17 protein-coding genes and 1 pseudogene are annotated in these 17,983 nt (G+C 55.9%); 8 read left to right on the top strand and 10 right to left on the bottom strand.

Annotated elements, in window-relative coordinates; translation table 11 throughout:
• Positions 1–17: 17 nt before the first annotated feature.
• A complete protein-coding gene (locus tag IFT84_RS12275) occupies positions 18–2,204 on the bottom strand; it encodes a type I secretion system permease/ATPase (RefSeq protein WP_192119716.1) in 2,187 nt (728 codons plus the stop codon).
• A gap of 768 nt (positions 2,205–2,972) precedes the next feature.
• On the opposite strand from IFT84_RS12275, the pseudogene IFT84_RS21485 reads away from it, so the two are divergent.
• Positions 2,973–3,452: pseudogene (locus IFT84_RS21485) on the top strand (IS3 family transposase); the annotation flags it as partial.
• A 206-nt stretch (positions 3,453–3,658) separates the two neighbouring features.
• On the opposite strand, the gene IFT84_RS12265 reads toward IFT84_RS21485, so the two are convergent.
• A complete protein-coding gene (locus tag IFT84_RS12265) occupies positions 3,659–4,267 on the bottom strand; it encodes a hypothetical protein (RefSeq protein ID WP_192119714.1) in 609 nt (202 codons plus the stop codon).
• Between the two features lie 517 nt (positions 4,268–4,784).
• On the opposite strand from IFT84_RS12265, the gene IFT84_RS12260 reads away from it, so the two are divergent.
• Entirely contained in the window at positions 4,785–5,171 is a 387-nt protein-coding gene (locus IFT84_RS12260) for a DUF930 domain-containing protein (RefSeq protein WP_446737595.1), read from the top strand.
• Positions 5,172–5,212: 41 nt separating this feature from the next.
• Here the strand turns inward: IFT84_RS12260 and IFT84_RS12255 are convergent, their stop codons facing one another.
• The gene (locus tag IFT84_RS12255; RefSeq protein ID WP_192119712.1) at positions 5,213–6,061 is read right to left on the bottom strand and encodes a MurR/RpiR family transcriptional regulator; all 849 of its coding nucleotides are present in this window, start codon (positions 6,059–6,061) and stop codon (positions 5,213–5,215) included.
• 99 nt (positions 6,062–6,160) lie between these two features.
• Between IFT84_RS12255 and IFT84_RS12250 the strand changes: the two genes are divergently transcribed.
• The 5 genes from IFT84_RS12250 (at position 6,161) to IFT84_RS12230 (ending at position 11,092) form a co-directional block, all read left to right on the top strand.
• Complete coding sequence (locus tag IFT84_RS12250; RefSeq protein WP_192119709.1) at positions 6,161–6,898, top strand: 5-formyltetrahydrofolate cyclo-ligase; 738 nt, start codon at positions 6,161–6,163, stop codon at positions 6,896–6,898.
• Positions 6,899–7,008: 110 nt separating this feature from the next.
• Entirely contained in the window at positions 7,009–7,950 is a 942-nt protein-coding gene (locus tag IFT84_RS12245; RefSeq protein WP_192119708.1) for an ABC transporter substrate-binding protein, read from the top strand.
• A complete protein-coding gene (locus IFT84_RS12240; protein ID WP_192119705.1) occupies positions 7,950–8,720 on the top strand; it encodes an ABC transporter ATP-binding protein in 771 nt (256 codons plus the stop codon). The genes IFT84_RS12245 and IFT84_RS12240 overlap by 1 nt, the downstream gene beginning before the upstream one ends.
• Positions 8,710–10,293: an ABC transporter permease gene (locus tag IFT84_RS12235; protein WP_192119703.1), complete on the top strand. Its 1,584-nt coding sequence runs from the start codon at positions 8,710–8,712 to the stop codon at positions 10,291–10,293. The genes IFT84_RS12240 and IFT84_RS12235 overlap by 11 nt, the downstream gene beginning before the upstream one ends.
• Positions 10,294–10,312: 19 nt before the next feature.
• Positions 10,313–11,092, top strand: coding sequence for a 5-formyltetrahydrofolate cyclo-ligase (locus tag IFT84_RS12230; protein WP_192119701.1), 780 nt, complete (start codon positions 10,313–10,315; stop codon positions 11,090–11,092).
• A 61-nt stretch (positions 11,093–11,153) separates the two neighbouring features.
• On the opposite strand, the gene IFT84_RS21625 is transcribed toward IFT84_RS12230, so the two are convergent.
• On the bottom strand, positions 11,154–11,288 hold the full coding sequence (locus IFT84_RS21625) for a hypothetical protein (RefSeq protein ID WP_274603604.1): 135 nt from the start codon (positions 11,286–11,288) through the stop codon (positions 11,154–11,156).
• A gap of 169 nt (positions 11,289–11,457) precedes the next feature.
• On the opposite strand from IFT84_RS21625, the gene IFT84_RS12225 reads away from it, so the two are divergent.
• Positions 11,458–12,387 (top strand): LysR substrate-binding domain-containing protein, encoded by a 930-nt coding sequence (locus tag IFT84_RS12225; protein WP_192119699.1) that lies wholly within the window; start codon positions 11,458–11,460, stop codon positions 12,385–12,387.
• Here IFT84_RS12225 and IFT84_RS12220 read toward each other — a convergent pair.
• From IFT84_RS12220 to IFT84_RS12195, 6 genes are all read right to left on the bottom strand, one after another.
• Positions 12,355–13,635, bottom strand: coding sequence for a TRAP transporter large permease (locus tag IFT84_RS12220; RefSeq protein WP_192119697.1), 1,281 nt, complete (start codon positions 13,633–13,635; stop codon positions 12,355–12,357). The two genes, IFT84_RS12225 and IFT84_RS12220, sit on opposite strands and share 33 nt — an antisense overlap.
• Before the next feature lie 4 nt (positions 13,636–13,639).
• Positions 13,640–14,191, bottom strand: coding sequence for a TRAP transporter small permease (locus IFT84_RS12215; protein ID WP_192119695.1), 552 nt, complete (start codon positions 14,189–14,191; stop codon positions 13,640–13,642).
• A 126-nt stretch (positions 14,192–14,317) separates the two neighbouring features.
• Complete coding sequence (locus tag IFT84_RS12210) at positions 14,318–15,313, bottom strand: DctP family TRAP transporter solute-binding subunit (RefSeq protein WP_192119693.1); 996 nt, start codon at positions 15,311–15,313, stop codon at positions 14,318–14,320.
• Between the two features lie 29 nt (positions 15,314–15,342).
• Positions 15,343–16,242, bottom strand: a complete 900-nt coding sequence (locus tag IFT84_RS12205) for an NAD(P)-dependent oxidoreductase (RefSeq protein ID WP_192119691.1) — start codon at positions 16,240–16,242, stop codon at positions 15,343–15,345.
• Positions 16,239–16,583 carry a putative quinol monooxygenase gene (locus IFT84_RS12200; protein WP_192119689.1) on the bottom strand — a complete coding sequence of 115 codons (345 nt, stop codon included), beginning with the start codon at positions 16,581–16,583 and terminating at the stop codon, positions 16,239–16,241. Before IFT84_RS12200 ends, IFT84_RS12205 begins: the two co-directional genes overlap by 4 nt.
• Positions 16,580–17,938, bottom strand: coding sequence for an NAD(P)H-dependent oxidoreductase (locus IFT84_RS12195; protein ID WP_192119687.1), 1,359 nt, complete (start codon positions 17,936–17,938; stop codon positions 16,580–16,582). Before IFT84_RS12195 ends, IFT84_RS12200 begins: the two co-directional genes overlap by 4 nt.
• Positions 17,939–17,983 lie beyond the last annotated feature (45 nt).

The raw sequence follows: 17,983 nt of genomic DNA, 5'->3' as shown, positions 1-17,983 counted from the left end.
ATCAGCCAACCACCGTATCATGGGCGGATTCCCATTTGCTTGGCGTAAAGCTGGGCGTAACGCTTACCAGACCGCAGCAGCGTGTCATGCGTTCCAGACTCGGTGATCTCGCCAGCCTCTACGGTAACAATACGATCACACTGGCGGACCGCAGATAGACGATGGGCTATGATAATGACCGTTCGTCCCGTAGCCATGCTGCCAAGGTTGTGCTGAATAATCTCTTCACTTTCGGCATCCAGGGCACTGGTTGCTTCGTCCAGAATCAGAATACGCGGGTTTCCAACCAATGCGCGGGCAATTGCGATGCGCTGACGCTGGCCACCGGAAAGGTTTCCGCCACGTTCATCGATTACCGTATCGTAGCCGTGCGATAGTTCCAGTATAAACTCATGGGCGCCAGCAAGTTTGGCCGCTTCAATCACCCGCTCCATTGGCATAGTGGGGTCTGTCAGAGCAATGTTTTCGCTCACTGGCCGGTTAAACAAAATATTTTCCTGAAGAACTACGCCGATCTGGCGGCGGAGCCATGCAGGATCGACAAGCGCCAAATCAATGCCATCAACGAGGACACGTCCTTGTTCGGGAACGTACAGTCGTTGTACCAATTTTGTGAGAGTCGATTTTCCCGAACCTGACGGCCCAACAACGCCCAGCACTTCCCCGGCCGCAATAGATAGAGTGACACCCCTCAATGCCTCGGGCGCATCAGGACGATACCGAAAACGTACTTTATCGAAGGTAATTGCGCCTTGAACCGGTGGAAGAGTCGCCCTGTTGGATTTTTGGTTAAGCTCCGCTGGAGCATTCAAGACGTCGCCCAACCGATCCACGGAAATACGTACTTGTTGAAAATCCTGCCAAAGTTGCGACAAGCGCAGGATTGGTTGTGCCACACGTCCAGAAAGCATATTGAAGGCCACCAAGGAGCCTACAGAGAGATCGCCCGCTATGACTGCTTTTGCCCCGAAATACAATATAGCAACTGTCGTCAGCTTTGAGACAACCTGAATAAGATGGCTTCCCCAATTAGCCAGTGTCGCCACTTTGAAGCCTGTGCTGGTGTAACCTGCGAATTGACGCTCCCAAATCTGTTGCATCCGTGGCTCGACCGCCATTGCCTTTAGGGTTCCAATGCCGGTTACGCTTTCGACGAGAAATGACTGATTTTCCGCGCCACGCCGAAATTTTTCGTCAAGACGGGCGCGAAGGGGCGCGGTGATAAGAAACGATATTGCGGCGTAACAAGGAATGGACAAAAGGACGACCACCGTCAATGCCGGGCTGTAGGCATACATTACCGCGAAAAATACAATCGTAAAAAACAGGTCTATGACAACGGTGACTGCATTCGATGTCAAAAACTCTCGAATATTTTCGAGCTCTCGTACTCTTGCGACGCTATCGCCAACGCGACGCGCCTCAAAATATGAAAGCGGAAGGTTGACCAGATGACGAAACAGGTTGGAAGAAAGTTCACTATCAACACGGTTGGTTGTATGGGCAAAGAGCCAATTGCGCAAAGCCGACAGCAGCGTTTCAAAAATCAGAACGACGGCCAGACCAAAAGCCAGCACATCCAGAGTTGTCAAAGACTGATGGACAAGCACCTTGTCGATCACTAGCTGAAAAAATATGGGAGACACCAGACCCATCAGTTGAAGAAAAAAAGAACCGATCAAGACATCGCGAAGGGGTCGGCGATATTTTACGAGCGCCGGAATAAACCAGCTAATATCGAAAGGCCGTGCAATGCCAGTCATTCGTTCTCGGGTGGTCATTAAAAGGAAACGGCCGGTGAATCTGGCATGCAACTCTTCAAGCGACCATATTTCCGGACGCTCGCCGCTGCCACGCTGGACAAGGAATTTATAATTATTCGAATCAGCATCAACTTTAAGCAGAATGACCGCTTGCCCGTCCCTTAACGCCATAAGCGCGGGCAGAGGCAGGTGCACGATCCGATCCTGTTTGACCGATTTGATTTTCGCAACAATATCCAGTCTTTTTGCGATGCGCGCCAAGTCTTCAAGTGTATGGGTTTGACCCGGACCTCCACAATCATGTGTAATTTGGTAGGCATCGGCAGCCACGCCTAGAAATTTTGCCAACAATATAAAAGATAGCAGAGATTCAGAGTAAACCGACGGCGAAACAGCGCGCTCTTCCGACGACTGATGGAATAATCTCAGTTCCTTGTGCATGGCACAATCACAGATTTAATTTGAAAATCACTCATTATTAACTTTCAAAAAAACTTTAAACCAGACATCGCCATAAATAGCACATAAATTAGATTTTACGAATGTTATTATATATAAATTGATGGCTGTTACGTTTTAGAGTGCAAGGCTACCTGGCCCCATCCCACCCGTCATCAACTGATGAGCATTGCCTCTTTTGAGGTTGGTCAATCGAAATGATCTTCCGTAACCGCTCAAACCGGAGTCACGCCGTCGCCTGAGCCAACAGCCGCCTACCTTTTGTATTAACGGCGAAAGAGAGCACTCTACCCTCCCCCTCCACCCCTTTTTTAACCTCGACATTGCTGGTCACGGCCGCGTGTGAGTTACGCCGGTGAATAGCCCCGCGTTTCGTAGAAACCTTCGGGTTATGTTTCCTGCTTATTGTTGACTCGACGGGTGACAGCGTCCCGCTTCAAAGGGTTGAAGAAGCTCTAAGCCGCAGCGTTGTCATGGCAGCTGCCCCGTCGGCTCATCGAATGAACCACATTGTGGTGCGTTAGGAACGAATTCCAGTCCATGCTGCGGAACTAAGCTTGGTCCCATTGGATCATAGCAACTTCGCCCTTCGTATTGCGCGTCCACGACGCCCTTAGTACGACATTTTTAGTCTGCCTGCTTTGCAGCGACCAGCTGATGACGCGGCGTGAATAGCACGAGGCTGGCACGCCGGTCTCGGAGCTTTGTCGCAAGGATGGCATCAGCGTTGCTAGCATCCACATATAAAAGGCAGCAGGGCGAAAATCTGTCGTGCATTTGTTAGATGATCACCAGATGAGCTAACGGCAGGCGTGTAAAGCCAAGGGCTTTTTCGAATGAGAATCTGCTACACCAGACGCAGCGATGACCATGACCTGAGTGAGCGTATGAAGGCGCTGGCGCATGAACGCCGCTGCTTTGGATATCGGCGCCTTCATGTGCTGCTCAGACGCGAGGACCACTTTGTGAACCCCCAAGCGGCTCTTCCGGCTATATCGGGAGGAAAAGCTAACGGCGCGCAAGCTTGGCGGGCATAAGTCGGCGATAGGCACCTGAGCGCCGATGTTGATCGCGCTTGCCGCCAATGATCGTTGACCGCTGAACTTTGTATTGGATCAATTGACCGATGGTCGCAGTTTTCAAATTTCGACGGTCGTCGACGATTGCACCAGAGAATGCGTGGCACTCGTCGCCAATAGCTCCCTTTCCGGTCTGCAGGTTACTCTTGAGTAAAACCGGATTAGCAAGGGGCATAACAAGCCGCTCCAGACCGCCTTCATCGAAGGCTCCAAAAGACGGCTGCGAGGTCAAGACCCGTCGGCGGCTGATAAACACGATACACGCCGACCCTACCGGATTTCCTAAGGCCTGAACAATACCAAGGCGCGCAGAAGATGCTGTTTGCGCAATTGACCGATCAGGATACGAAACTTGCCCTAACTTACGTGACCGAGGTTTTTCCGCTCGTATCCATAGGAAGAGCATCCAACAACCTCTTCCGTTCCCATTTTGTCTAATGTTTCCTGATTGCAGAAATAGACGACAAGCCTATTCAATCCCTCTGTTCGCAACAGAATAATATTTTCACGCTCTTCTTTTAAAGAATTTCCTCTCAGACCTTCGATGACAGCCGGTCCATCGATAAAAAACTCATCAACAGTGTGTTGAGCATAAGAGAAAGTCATTATTTCACGCTGACGTCTGTAGGAGATTTTCATTTCGTGAAGGCCATTAAAAATAATTTGATTGGCCTTCACGCTTATGGGTCCTGTAATCGATATCGACGTTGTTGAGGTAGGAACCCATTCTCCCAAATATTTACGGTCGACTTCCGCTGAGAACGCAGCCGTACCTATCGTAAAAAAAGAAACAAAGTAGATTACATTTTTCATCATTGAACGTGAGTTGGAGCATACTCGCGTATTGCGGCAAAGCGATCGTTTGCGCGTATAGGTGTTTGTTTGATCCACAAAAATGTCTCGATTTCTACTATCGCTTGATTGAGATTTCCAGACGCCAACGCGGCCCAAGATTTTGAAGATCATGTTGGTAACTGCCTAATTGGTAATTCGCATTAGCAATACCCGCAACCAATTTTGGACTGTGCTGCCAATACTTGCGGCTTGTTGTCGTGCAGCGTTCATCGCCTTGCTGGACTCGTTTCGGTAAAACTGCTCTATCCGAGTTGGTAGATGCCGATATCAGCGTCACTATCGGCGCTAGTATACAGCGCCTTGCCCTTGAATCACAATCAAGTATCGACTGTCTTCAGAAGCAAGGCAGAGCCTGAGACCGGTTATGGTTAATGAGCAGTATATAAAAGAATCGATCCAACCCAACTGCAAAGTTGATACTCAAAATTGATTAGTTTAGTCAAAAATCCCTTTATGATGATATCACCACCTAAGATAAATCATCAACGCGCGATTAAAAAATGCGTACCAGCTGCATCAGCGGTTCACCTTGGGTGACTGCCTGTAAGTTTGACAAACAGCAGAAAGCGACATCCGGATTCGGAGCGCTTTTTGATCGAAAGGACCGTCAATGTCGTTCGCATCTCACATGTCGATCACGGTTGTAAGTCTCATGGTTTTCGGACCATCCACAGCGCTGGCTCTGGATGACGCCCGCCTGAACCAGCAGTTGATGCGGCTCGATCCCGACACTCGGCTGGAGCAAACCTGTGATACCGAGGTCATGGACCGGATCAATCGCGAGCAGAAAGCGTTCAGCGTCGACAAGGTCATCGCCTATACGTTCAAGGCACCCACAGCCGAAGACAACGTGATCAAGGCGCCGGGCGCGGTGTTTCGCAGTCGCGGTGAATGGTATCATCTGGCCTATGAATGCAAAACAGGGCCACGGCATCTGGATGCCCAGTCGCTGGTCTACACCATCGGGCAGAAAGTATCGAAATCACAGTGGGCGAGCCATTACCTGTACGATTGAAGTCATGACGCGACGCTTCACCGGTCGCCATCAACGTGCCTTCAGTCCACGTCTCCCAGTTCCTCATGGATTGCCGCAATGATTTCGGCCCTCTGCTGTGCGGAGCGACCGGCATGGGCGGCATAGGTCAATGCCAGAAGCCTGACCGTGCTGAGCACGGCGGTGTGGGAGGGACCGAGCGCGAAACTGGCCACATGGCAGGGTAGCACAACATGCGAGTAGCGCTGTGCTTCCAGCATCGTTGTGCGGTCGGTGATGGTGATGACATTGAGGCGGCTGGTTGCCGCATGGCTCAATATCGGCTTCAGAACCGCTTGATGCGGCGGCAAAGTGACAAGCAGCAGCACATCCTTTGGCCCGGTCATGGCCAGATCTTCCGCCCAGGATCCCTGATTGATGCCAAGAATCATCACACTGTGTCTGAGGCGCGAAAACACCAGCCGCGCGTAGCGCGCAACGCCCTCCTCCGTGCCAAGGCCCAGAATCCACACCTTTGGTGCAGCGCCAATCAGCTCGGCCGCCTGCCGGACGGTGTCCGACCGCATCTCCTCGAACGTCTTGGTCAGGTTCTTCAGTTCCAGTTCCAGATGCGCGCCAATGCTGCGGCCAAGGGCCACCTGATCGGACTGCGTGACCGAGTAGCCGTAGGGTTCGGTGCGATTGCGCTCCTCGCGCGCCTGCAATTTGACCTCATTGAAATCCGCATAGCCCAGATGCTGGAAAAAGCGGGCGGCTGTGGCCTTTGACACGCCGGCCATCTCGGCAATTTCTGTTGCCGAATGCGTCAGGATATCGTCCTCGCGCTCCAGAATGAGTTGGGCAAGCTTCTGCTCACCGGTTGTCAGCCGCTGGTAGCGCTCCTGAATACGCAAGACGAGACGTGAGGCCATGTTCTCTCCGGGTTTTTGTCTCCATAAAAAGATTAGCAGCCCTCTTGCAATAATGAAACTACTGTTTCACAATTATGAAACATTGAAACAGAGAGTGTCATGGCACAACCCCGCGTCATCCGGCAGAGAATTTGGGACAGCCTGAAGGCTGTCGCGCGGCCCGACACCCGCTTTCATTTGAGCTTCAGCGAGTTCATTCCCGATTTCGAGGGTGTGGAACAGGCAACCGATTTCATTGCCGAACTTCCCGCCTTCAAGGATAGCCAGCTTGCTTTTGTCACACCCGATAACTCCATGACGGAGTTGCGCCGCCGGTTAATCTCCGATGGCAAGGCGTTTGTCATGTCCACCTACAATATGCAGCGTGGCTTCCTCTATATTGCGCCGGGCGTTGTGCCCGCAGAAGCTGCACCCTTCGCCGCCTGGCTGGATGGAATGGAGCATTTTGCCCGCCCGGTCGATCTGGCTGAGCTTGCCACCATCGGTCGTTTTGATTTTCTCGCAACCGGTGCGTCAGCCGTTACGAAAGATGGCATCCGGTTTGGAAAGGGTCACACCTATTTCGATCTCGAATGGGGTATGTTCACCGATCTCGGGCTGGTCGACGAAAAAACGCCCGTCGCCGCTGTCGTTCACGATGTTCAGGTGGTGGAAGAGCAGCTGGGTGCCAGCGATACCGATATTCAGGTGGATTATATTGCAACGCCAACCCGTCTGGCGAAAATCGAGCGCAGCAACAGTCGTCCCCGTGGCATCAAATGGGATCGTCTGAGCCGCGATGAAATCATCCACACACCACCACTGAAAGAACTGGCGCGTATGCGCGGCATCGCCTGATGCGCTGACAAAATCTTACCATAAGCGGGTTCGCTTTGCGCCCGGACATACGCCAAACCCGATAACAAGGAACAGCCTCCACGCATCTTACATTTAACCGTCGCCATTTTATGGGTCTTCTGGGCGCAGCCGCAACCATGCCCCTGATGGGACGCTTGGCATCCGCCGCCATGCCGTTCACCTTTCAGGCCTCATGGATCAACGATGCCGAGTTCGCCGGCTATTTTCTGGCCGCCGATAAGGGCTATTATGAGCAGGCAGGGCTTGACCTGACCTATCTCTCCGGCGGGCCGGATGTCATCCCGGAAAGCACCATCATTGCGGGCAAGGCCGACCTGACGTTGACGACACCGGACACAACAATCAAGGCGATTGTCGAACAGGGCGCGCCCTTCAAGATTATCGGCGCTCAGTACCAGAAGAATCCGATCGGCATTGTTTCTCTGGCCAAAAACCCGATCAAGGAGCCAAAGGACCTCATCGGCAAGACGCTTGCCGTGCCGCCGGTCAACGTCATTTCCGTTGAAGCCATGCTGAAGATTTCCGGTGTGGAGCGAAGCCAGGTCAACATCGTGCCGTATGCCTACGACCCGACCCCGTTGATCAAGGGCGAGATTGACGCTTCGCTGGATTTCACCACCAACGTGCCGTTTACCATCAAGCAGGCCGGTGAAGAACCGAGTTCCTTCCTGCTTTATGATTTTGGCTTTACCATCTTCAACGACACGGTCGTGGTGACCGAAGAGGTGCTGAAAGCCAAGCGCAAGGAAATCGTCGCATTCCTCAAGGCCAGCCGCAGGGGCTGGGATGAAAACCTTGCCGACCCGACGGCTTTCCCCAAAACCTTTGCCGATAGCTGGTTCAAGGGCACAGGCCGCTCCCTTGAAAACGAGGTTTACTTCAACACGGCGCAGAAGCCGCTGATCGAAAGCCCGCAGGGCGTCTTTTCGATGAGCGAGGAAGCCGTTGCCGCCAATATCGAGGCATTGGCTGCGGTGGGCATAACGGCCAAGCGCGAACACTTCGACACCACCGTCCTTGAAGAAGTGTAATGACGGGAACGACTGGCATCATGCTGGCCAACATCTCGCGCGCCTTTCAGGGCCGCGAGAGCGTTGTGCAGGCCCTCGACAATGTTACGCTTGCGTGTCCGGCGGGCTCGTTCACCGCGCTGATCGGCCCTTCCGGCTGTGGCAAGTCAACCCTGCTACGTCTCGCCCTTGGGCTGGATACGCCCGATGCGGGCACCATTGCCATTGCTGGCATGTCTCCGCAAGAGGCGGCAAAGGCGGGTCTGACGGGCGTTGCCTTTCAGGATGCCGCCCTGATGCCCTGGCGAAGCGTGGAAGACAACATTGCGCTGCCGCTCGACGTTCTCAGCCGCAAGCGTGCCGACCATAAGGCGAAGATTGCAGGGCTGATCGACCTCGTGGGGCTAAAAGGCTTTGAAAAGGCGCTTCCCGGTGAGCTTTCCGGCGGCATGCGCCAGCGCGTGGCCATTGCCCGCGCGCTCGTTACCGATCCGAAGGTCCTGTTTCTGGATGAACCCTTCGGTGCGCTCGACCAGATCCTGCGTCGCCAGATGAATATCGAACTGCAGCGCATCTGGATGGACGGTCGAGCCACGACCCTGCTGGTCACGCATGGAATTGATGAGGCGGTGTTTCTCGCCGACAGAGTCGTTGCCATGCAAAGCCGTCCGGGGCGCATCGGCACGGTGATTGACATTCCGTTTGCGCGACCGCGCCGACCGGACATTTTCACCACGCCGGAGTTCCACGCGCTGCAAGATCAAGTCGCAGAGGCGCTCAATGGCCCGTGAAAGCAAGAGTGAGGGTGATTTTCGGCGCTTTTCCGCATGGCGAACTGCGGCAATCATCGCTGTCGTCTGGGAAGTGCTCGGGCGTTTCAAGCTTGTGGCTGATGGCGCATTGCCCGCACCGAGCGAGATTATCATCCGGTTCTGGCAGGATCGCGGCGATTATCCACCGCATCTTCTGGCGACGTTTGAAGGCGCTTCGCTCGGCTTTCTGATCGGCAACAGTCTCGCCATCCTCGCCGGTATCCTGTTTGCGGTGTCGCCGATAGCCGCAAGGCTCGGTCGTGGCCTCAATGTGGCTTTGTTTGCGCTACCGCCCATCGCCATCTCGCCAATCCTCGTTCTCACCTTTTCCGGCATGACGCCCCGTGTCGTTCTGGCAGCCCTTGGCTGCTATTTTGTAACCATGAGTGCGACCGTCACCGGCATCAGCCAGACGGACAGGCGCATGCTGGACGTGGTGGCCGCCTATGGCGGTGGACGCTGGACACGTCTGCGCCGCGTGCAGATCCGCGCCGCCCTGCCCGCCATTCTCGCCAGCTTGCGCGTTGCGGCACCAGCCGCCGTGCTCGGCTCCATTCTCGCAGAATTTGGCGGTGGAGGCCGCTTCGGCCTCGGCGTCTATCTGATTGGCTCGCTCGGGCGTGCCGATCCGGCGCGCCTGTGGGGAATCGGCCTTGCCGCAACCCTGATGGCGCTGGTCGCCTATGGTGTTTTCGCATGGATCGAAGCGCGCGTCACACGCTCCACCCGCGCCGTCACCGTGCCCGCGACAGCGCCGGGAACACCGCTGAAGAGCAACCATCTTTCCGGCATTGCCATTACACTGGCGTCCATCAGCCTGCCGTTTGCGGTCTGGTGGCTGCTGCTCAAAGCACTTGGCACCCCGGCCATGATCGCCAAGACGCCCGCTGGCGTGTTTGACTACCTGTTTCTTGCGCCCTCGGCGGCGTCGGCACAGACACGGTTGCTGGCCGCTCTTGTCCAGACGCTACCCATGACGCTCCTTGGCATGGCTGCGGGACTTGCCTTCGCTTTCGCGCTGGCCCTTGCCTCCGTGGTGCGCCCGGGTATCGTGCGTTCGTTCATGCCGGTCGCGCTCGTCACCCAGACGATGCCGCTGGTGGCCTTGACCCCGCTTCTGGTGCTGCTGCTCGGCCGCGGGCCCTCCGTCATTGTGTGGATTACAATTTCGGTCACCTTTTTCCCGGCCTATGTCACTTTGGCGCAGGGACTGGGCATGGTATCGCGCGGCGCGCTGGATGTGGTGCGCGCCTATGGCGCAAGCCCGCTGGCGCAGGTGCGGCTGGTCTCCATCCCCGCCTCCCTGCCCTATCTCTTTGCCGCGATGCGTCTTGCCGTGCCACGCGCGCTTCTGGGCGTTATGATTGCGGAGTGGCTCGCCACCGGCACCGGGCTTGGCAACCTTTTGAACCAGTCACGCGGCTATCTTGACTATGGCATGATCTGGACGGTCGCCATGGTCTCGGTGCTCATCTCGGTTTTCTTCTATCAAATCGTCATCCTCATCGAACGGCGTGTGCTGCACAAGCGCGGCATGCAGCCGGCTGTCTGAGAATACCAGGGAGTCCCCCATGTCTAGTGCTAAGTCTACCATCGTGTCCACTGCGGCTGAAATCGCCGATCATAAATCGTCCGTGCGCGAGCGCGTCTGGAGCCAATTGCGCGAGGTTGCGGTGCCAGACAGCCGGTTTCATTTTGATTTCGGCGAATTCATCGCCGATTTCGAAGGCGGCGACGAGGCCGTCAAGCGCCTGACCGACAACGCCTATTACCGCGATGCCAGCCTGATTTTCATCACCCCGGACAACTGCCTCGACCGTCTTCGCCATCAGGCCTTGCGGGACGGGAAAACTGTCCTGATGACCACCTATTCGATCAAGCGCGGTTTCTGGCTGCTCGATCCCGATTCAATCGCACCGGACCTATATCTCTACGCCTCCACCCTCGACGGCATGGAGCGCATTGGCCGGCATATGACGCTGGCCGAAATCCAGACGACGCTTCCCGCTGTCGACTACATGGTCACCGGGACAGGCGCCATCAATCTAGAGGGTGTGCGCTTCGGCAAGGGCCACGGTTTCTTTGATTCCGAATGGGGCATGCTCTACCAGATCGGTCGTATTTCCGTAGACACACCCTGCGCCGCCGTGGTTCATGATTGCCAGGTACTTTCTGAAAAGCTGACGCCCGACGTGTACGACACGGTTGTCGATGTGATCTTCACGCCGACACGCACGATCGAGGTTCCCGACCCCCACAAGCCCACCTGCGGCATCATCTGGGACCGACTGGACCAGCACATGTTCGACACCATTCCGCCACTTCAGGAACTGAAGGCGATGGGTTTGTAAGGTCTGGCTCAGCGCAGGTGGCGATCTCCCGCCTGCGCTGTTTTGTGGACATGCTGCGGATTTACTGCTCAAACCGCGAACGCTGCAAAAGCCGGTTTGCTTCGCGCGCGCGCGCCGATACGATGGCTTCCCAGAGTTTCTGTCGGATCGTTACAGGCTTGGCTACCGTGGTCTCGTCAGGTCTCAATGTCGTCACTCCGTTTGTACCTGCGTTATAGCTGGAACGACGGGTGGACAGGAGTTCCAATTTTGCATCCCTGCTCTGCCGGGATACTATTATCCGACGGATGAATTCGGTAAGATTCCCTGTCGCGCGCCACGACAAAAATGCGTTCTTTCTGATCCACATCAGCTTATGGATTGCCATGCAACTGCCGATCAAAGCCATACTGATCTTCCACACGGCGGCGCGCGCGGGAAGCATCGCCCGGGCAGCCGAGGAACTCGGCGTAACGCCCTCAGCCGTCAGCCAGCAGATACAACTGCTGGAAGTCCAGCTTGGCGTTACCCTGATGGCCAAGGCCGGACGTGGCGTGGCTTTGACGGAGGCCGGCGAGCGTTACGTCTCGATGATAGCCGACCAGATCGACCAGATCGAGGAAGCAACAGGCATCATCCGGGGGTTTCGTTCGGTTACGACTCTGACCGTTCGTGCTACGCCAACCCTGTCCAACAAATGGCTGCTACCCCGGCTTGGGAGCTTGCTCGATGGGCATCCTGACCTGGAAATTCGGCTGGATGGGACAAATGAGCCCACCGATTTCAACCAGGAACTGGTCGATATCGAGCTACGCCATGGCAATGGCCGGTGGCCGGGGCTGTTTGTGGAGGGGGTTGCCGAGGAGCAGTTTTTCCCGGTGTGTTCACCGGCCTATGCGGCAAAGGCCAGCCTGCTGCCGCAGGATATCTTGCGGCATCGGCTGATCCATTCGGTGAAATCGCAGGCGCAATGGACCAACTGGTTTTCATTGGCGGGCCTGCGTCCGCAGGAGCGCTGGCAACGGGTCTTGTTTGATCGCAGCCACATGGCAATCGACGCGGCTGTGCGCGGAATGGGAATTGCGCTGGAAAGCACGCTGATGATGGATGAGGAATTAAAGAGCGGAAGGCTGGTTTGTCCCGTCATCACGCCACCGGCGGTTCGTATCGTTACCCAATGGATCGTCTGCCCGCGCGACCATCTTCGGCAGAAAAAGGTGCGCGTGTTTCTTGACTGGTTGCGCGCGGAGCGAGACGTCTGGCAATTGTCCTATCCGGCTGGCTCAGTACATACCGAGCATCCGGATCGGACCTAGAGTGAGGACCGGAAACAGCACCAGCGCAAATATTGCCAGTGTCAGCACTGTCATGGGCGCGAGGGATCCTCGTATGACGTCCTCCACCTTCATGTTTGCCACCTGCGCGGCGGCAAACAGGCACACCCCGACGGGCGGTGTCACGAGCCCCAGCGTCAATGTCATAACGGTGACAATCAGAAAGTGGATCGGATCAATTCCGATTGCCTGCACGGGCGGCATCAACACCGGAATGAGAATGAACATCGCAGGAATAGCTTCCATGAATATCCCGATGATCAGCAGGAAGACGAAAATGACCAGCATTCCCGACAAAGGTCCAAGGTTCATGGCCTGCAGAAGCTCGGCGACTTTGTCGGGAAGACCGTCATAGGTGAAAACCCAGGCTGCGATCTGTGAGGTCGCCGCAATGAAGAGAATCGTTCCCGATATGCGCGCCGTGGAAATAAAGATTTCCGGAAGTTCACTGACCGGAAGTGTCCGGTAGACCAGAATACCAAGGATCGCGACATAGACCACGGCAACGGCGGCCGCTTCCGTTGGCGTAAAGAGGCCGCTGGCAATGCCTATGATGAGGATCAACGGGGTGAGCATGGGTAAGATTGCTCGCAAACCCGTGACCACCACCATGCGCAGATTGAAAGGCGACGGCGGATTATAGCCGTAATAAACCGAATAGAAGTGGTTGAAGACCATGAAGGCAAACGCGATAAACAGTCCGGGTACGAGGCCCGCGACCAGAAGCGTGCCGATGGAAACATTGGCAATGGACCCGGCAATGACGACCAGAATCGACGGCGGAATGATCGACGACAATGTGGCGGTGCACAGTGTCATGCCAACCGCATAGCCCTTCGGAAAGCCGTGCCGCTCCATGGCCTTGATTTCGATGGCGCCGACGGACGCGATATCAGCGACGGACGAGCCGGACACGCCGGAAAAGATCACCGACGAGATAACGTTGACATGTCCGAGCCCACCGGGCAACCAGCCGACAATCGCTTCGGCAAAATCAAAGATACGTTCCGCAACCCGGCCGCGCTCCATGACGGTTCCGACGAGGATGAACAGTGGCACGGCAACCAGCAGAAAAGAATTCATGGATGAAAACATCGTTTGCGCCAGGAGATCCAGCGGCATCGACGTGAACAGACACAGTGTCGCGACGCTTGCCAGTGCCAGAGCCACGGCCAACGGCACGCCGAGCATGCTGAGCCCGAAAAATGCGATGAGAAGAAAAATCGACATGGCATCAATGTCCTGACGTGATGGACACATCGGCATGGACGATTTCGCCCGCCGGAAGTCCGAGTTCTGGTAGGGCTATCAGGTCTCGACGGCTGCGCATCGACTCCACAATGGCCAGTATCGCAATCCCCGCGGAAACCGGCATCACCATGCCGATAAGCCACATGGGAACAGGAAGGGTCGCGGCCGTTTCGTTCATCATCACCTGCTGGCGCATCAGTGTGTACCCGGTCCACCCCATCAGGCTAAAGAAGAAGGCCGAAGACACCACATAGATTGGTACGGCCAGATGCTGGAAGACCCGTCGACCCATGACCAGAAAAACGACGACGCGGGCGCTTTCCACCGTTCGAAAACCAGCCGCCAGCCCCAGAAACACCATCCATATGAACAGAAAACGTGTCGCCTCTTCCGTCCATGGCAGTGGGTGTCCGGACAAACGACCGATGACTTGCACAAGCACAACGATCAGTACGCCCGCACAAGCCACACCTGCGGCAAAATCTGCAACAATTCGAACGAACGTACCCAACAACAGACTGAGGGGAGCGCGCATGAGAGTGCCCTTCCAGTGAAAGCATGTCCATCAAAGCAGGTTTGCCTTAAACCGGGACGATGCAGGAAACATGAGGTGGAGCTTGTTGAACCGACGCTTCGCTTGACGTGAAGCGTCGGTGCGCCATCAGTTCGCGGTCACGAAAGCACGGGTACGATCAAAGAATGACTTGTCTTTGACAAGAGCGGAAAACTTGTCCTCAAGACCGGTCGCAACGTCCACGAAGGCTTTGCGCTGCTCGTCGGTCAGTTCGTTGATTTCCATCCCGTTCGCTTTCAACGTTGCCAGCGATTTCTCGATGTCGGCAGCATCGTTTTCTGCCTTCCACGCTTCGGTCTCTTTTGCCGCTTCCGTGATGGCCGTCTTGAACGCCTCACTCAGCCCATCATAACGGGCGGGGTTCATGCCCAGCACCCAGGCATCGGCAATGTGATTGCTGATGGTCGCGTATGTCTGCACCTCGTAGAGTTTGGCGCTGACCGGCACATTGATCGGGTTTTCCTGTCCGTCAACGACTTTGAGTTGCAGCGCGTTATAAACCTCGGCAAAGGCCATGGGCGTCGGGGCGGCACCCATGGCACCAAAGAACTCGACCCAGAGCGGATTGTTGGGAACGCGCAGTTTCATACCTTTCATATCGTCAGGAGACGTTATCGCAACCTTGGAGTTTGTTATCTGGCGCAATGGGCGGGACCAGAGATCTACCCCCTGTATGCCGATCTTTGTCAGATCGGACTGAAGTTCCTGACCGAGTTCGCTGTCAAGGTAGTTCCGCAACTGCTGGATGTCCCTGAACTGATAGGGAATGGCAATGGCCGTAAACTTCGGGTTGAACGTGGCGTAGAGCGATGTGGAGTTCAACAGCATGTCCAGTGATCCACCGGCCAGTTGCTTGACGCCAGCGGAGGGATCGCCGCCATACAGCGTACCGTTCGCAAAGACCTTGATGACAAGTTCCCCGCCGGTTTTGGCCGAAACGATCTCAGCGAACTTTTTGGCAGCCAGCGTGATTTCAGAGGTATCGGGGTCCGGTGTCGACAAGGTCAGCGTTTCTGCGTGGGCAAGCGATGCGGTCAGCATCGAGATTGCAGCAGCCAGACTACGGATTGCAGAGTTCTTCATTTCATTCCTCCCATTGAATGATGACGGGTTTACGCGAAATTGCCTCCGCGCTTGTTCATACGTTGCAGTTCCAGAATGACGGCGCTGTGGTCGAGATCCCCGTCACCGTGTTCCACCATGGCCTGAAACAACCGATCAACCTCCTCGCTGACCGGCAGTCTCAATTGACGACTTCGCGCAAAACCCAATGCCGTCGACGTGTCCTTGAGTTGATATTTTGCCGGACCGCCCGGCTTGAAATTGCCTTCCACCATCCGCAGCCCATGCTGGCGAAATACCGTCGAGTCGGCAAAGCCGCCAAGCAGCGCCTCACGGACCTTTGCCGGATCGGCACCACCCTGTTCTGCGAGCGTCAAGGCCTCCGCTACAGCACAGATTGTGCCTGCAACAATCAACTGGTTTGCAAGTTTCGTCAGGGCACCGCAACCGGATGGACCGACATGGGTTACCCGGCCGAGACACGCAAACACGCGGGCGAGACGGTCAATAACCGAAGCGTCACCTCCGGCCATAATCGCCAATGTTCCCTCCACCGCCCCCTTTTCACCACCGGAAACCGGAGCATCCAGACACTCAATTCCGCAATCGGACGCAGCATTTGTCAGCTTCACTGCGGTCTCGACAGGAATCGAGCTCATGATTACCAGTGTTGATCCTTGCTTCATCGCTGCAATAACGCCGTTTTCTGTGAGCAGCACCTCTTCGCAGACCGGCCCGGAACTCAACATGCAGATAACCACATCCACATTGGCCACGGCCGCCGCCGCGTTGTCGGCGACCACAACACCGCGCTCGCGCAAAGCAACGGCTTTGCACGACGATCGATTCCAGGCAGTCACCGAAAATCCGGCTTCGGCCAGGCGACCGGCCATGGGGCCCCCCATGATGCCGGTGCCGATCACAGCAATGGTTGAAACAGTCTTCTTCATGTGTGCATCCTCCGCTGTAAGGGATAATGCCTTACGGAAAAAAGGACAGGCCGCTCTTCCAGAATAAGTGCTGGAAACGCTTTGCGAAAGCGCGCGAGATGAGGCGTTTCCAGATGGGCATCAAAGTCTTCTCGACGATCGTAGACTTCGTAGAAGATGACCGTATCGTCCATGCCAGCCGGGCGGATGATATCAAATTGCCGGCAGCCGGGCTCGTCCACCAGCGAGTGCATCGCGTCATCGCGCGCGGCGTCGAGGAACGCATCGAGACTGCCGGGCTTTACCTGAAATTGCGCGATGACAACAAATGCCTGACCATCGGCGGGGGAAACGGTGCTCATTCTGCGGCCATCCGGGCAGGGCGGAAGCGATCTTCCATTTCGCGCCGCAAGCCGACGACATCCAGATCGTTGACCAGTTCAACGTCGTCAAACGAAACAATCTGATCCTTTTGAATGGGACGTTTCAGCTTCACGTTGTGCGCCAATCCAATGGGAAGCGCTTTCAGATCAAGGCTTCGGGTCGCCGGAATTGCATTGGCCCAGACCGCATATCCGCCTTCGCCATCCAGCATTTCACCCGGCTGCATGTCTTTCTTGGCCGTAGCCACGGCGTCGCCTCGAAACTCCTTGGACGTGCCTGTAGGCTCGTTGCGCAGCACAGCTGACAGCACGCTGATCGAGGTCTCCAGGCCAATGATGTGGAACGGACGCCACATGGAGGCGTACCAGCCGGAGGGGTCCGTCAACAGACCATACTGCTTGAAGCAGGCCCGCGCATACTCGTTGTGCGCCTTGAAGGTGACAAAAACGCCGTAACGAATGTTGTTGAAGACCTCACGGCCATCCGGTTCCTGGCTGGCAGCAATATCGACGAGACCGGACCGTGCCATACGGCCACCGTCGGATTGCGGGCGAAACACCCGGGCAAGATCATGAAGACCGGCTGGCGGAAAAGCGAGGCCGTCATCCGGGCAATCGAGCCCGGTGCCATTGGCTACAGCAGCCATTTCGATTGCGGCCTTGGTTCCGTCGGTAAAGGAATTGTAGAGTTTGGGATTGAGGTTATCGGCTGCAACCTGCTCCTCGGTCCAGCCAAACAAGCCCCAGACCGTGTCGGGCGTGGAATAGCGGTAGCGTGGCTCAAAATTCATGCCCTTGCCGGCAGACGTAATTTCAAAGCCGGTGGCGCGCGCCCAGTCTACCAGTTCGCAGATCAGCGCTGGCTGATCCCCGTATGCCATGGAATAAATCAGGCCCTTGGCGCGCGCCTTCTCCGCCAGAATGGGCCCGACCATCACGTCGGCTTCGACATTCACCATTACGACATGCTTGTTGTGCTCAATAGCACCCAGCGCGTGACGCGTACCGGCAATCGGGTGGCCGGTGGCCTCAATAACGCATTCAATATCTTCGCAGTCGAACAACGCGTTGACATCTTGCGTGACAAACGTCGTCCCGTTCTTGCAGGCATCACCACAGGAGGTTGCCGCATACCGCTCTTCCGGCCATCCGACGCGGCCCATGGATTCTTTCGCCTTGGCAACATCGAGGTCAACGACGGCGACCAGATGAAGCCCGTCGATACGCTGGACTTGCGCCATCACCATGGACCCGAACTTTCCCGCGCCAATCAGACCAACCCGCACAGGACGGCCATCTGCGGCACGCAGCGAAAGCAAAGAGTATAGATTCATTTCAACATCCTCGGCTGGGGAAATCTCTCGAAATTTGTCCGGCCG

Source organism: Rhizobium sp. CFBP 8762 (assembly GCF_014841565.1).
Taxonomy (GTDB): Bacteria; Pseudomonadota; Alphaproteobacteria; order Rhizobiales; family Rhizobiaceae; genus CFBP-8762.
The sequence above is the reverse complement of the archived record's forward strand: the minus strand, read 5'-3'. Positions and strand labels throughout refer to the sequence as shown.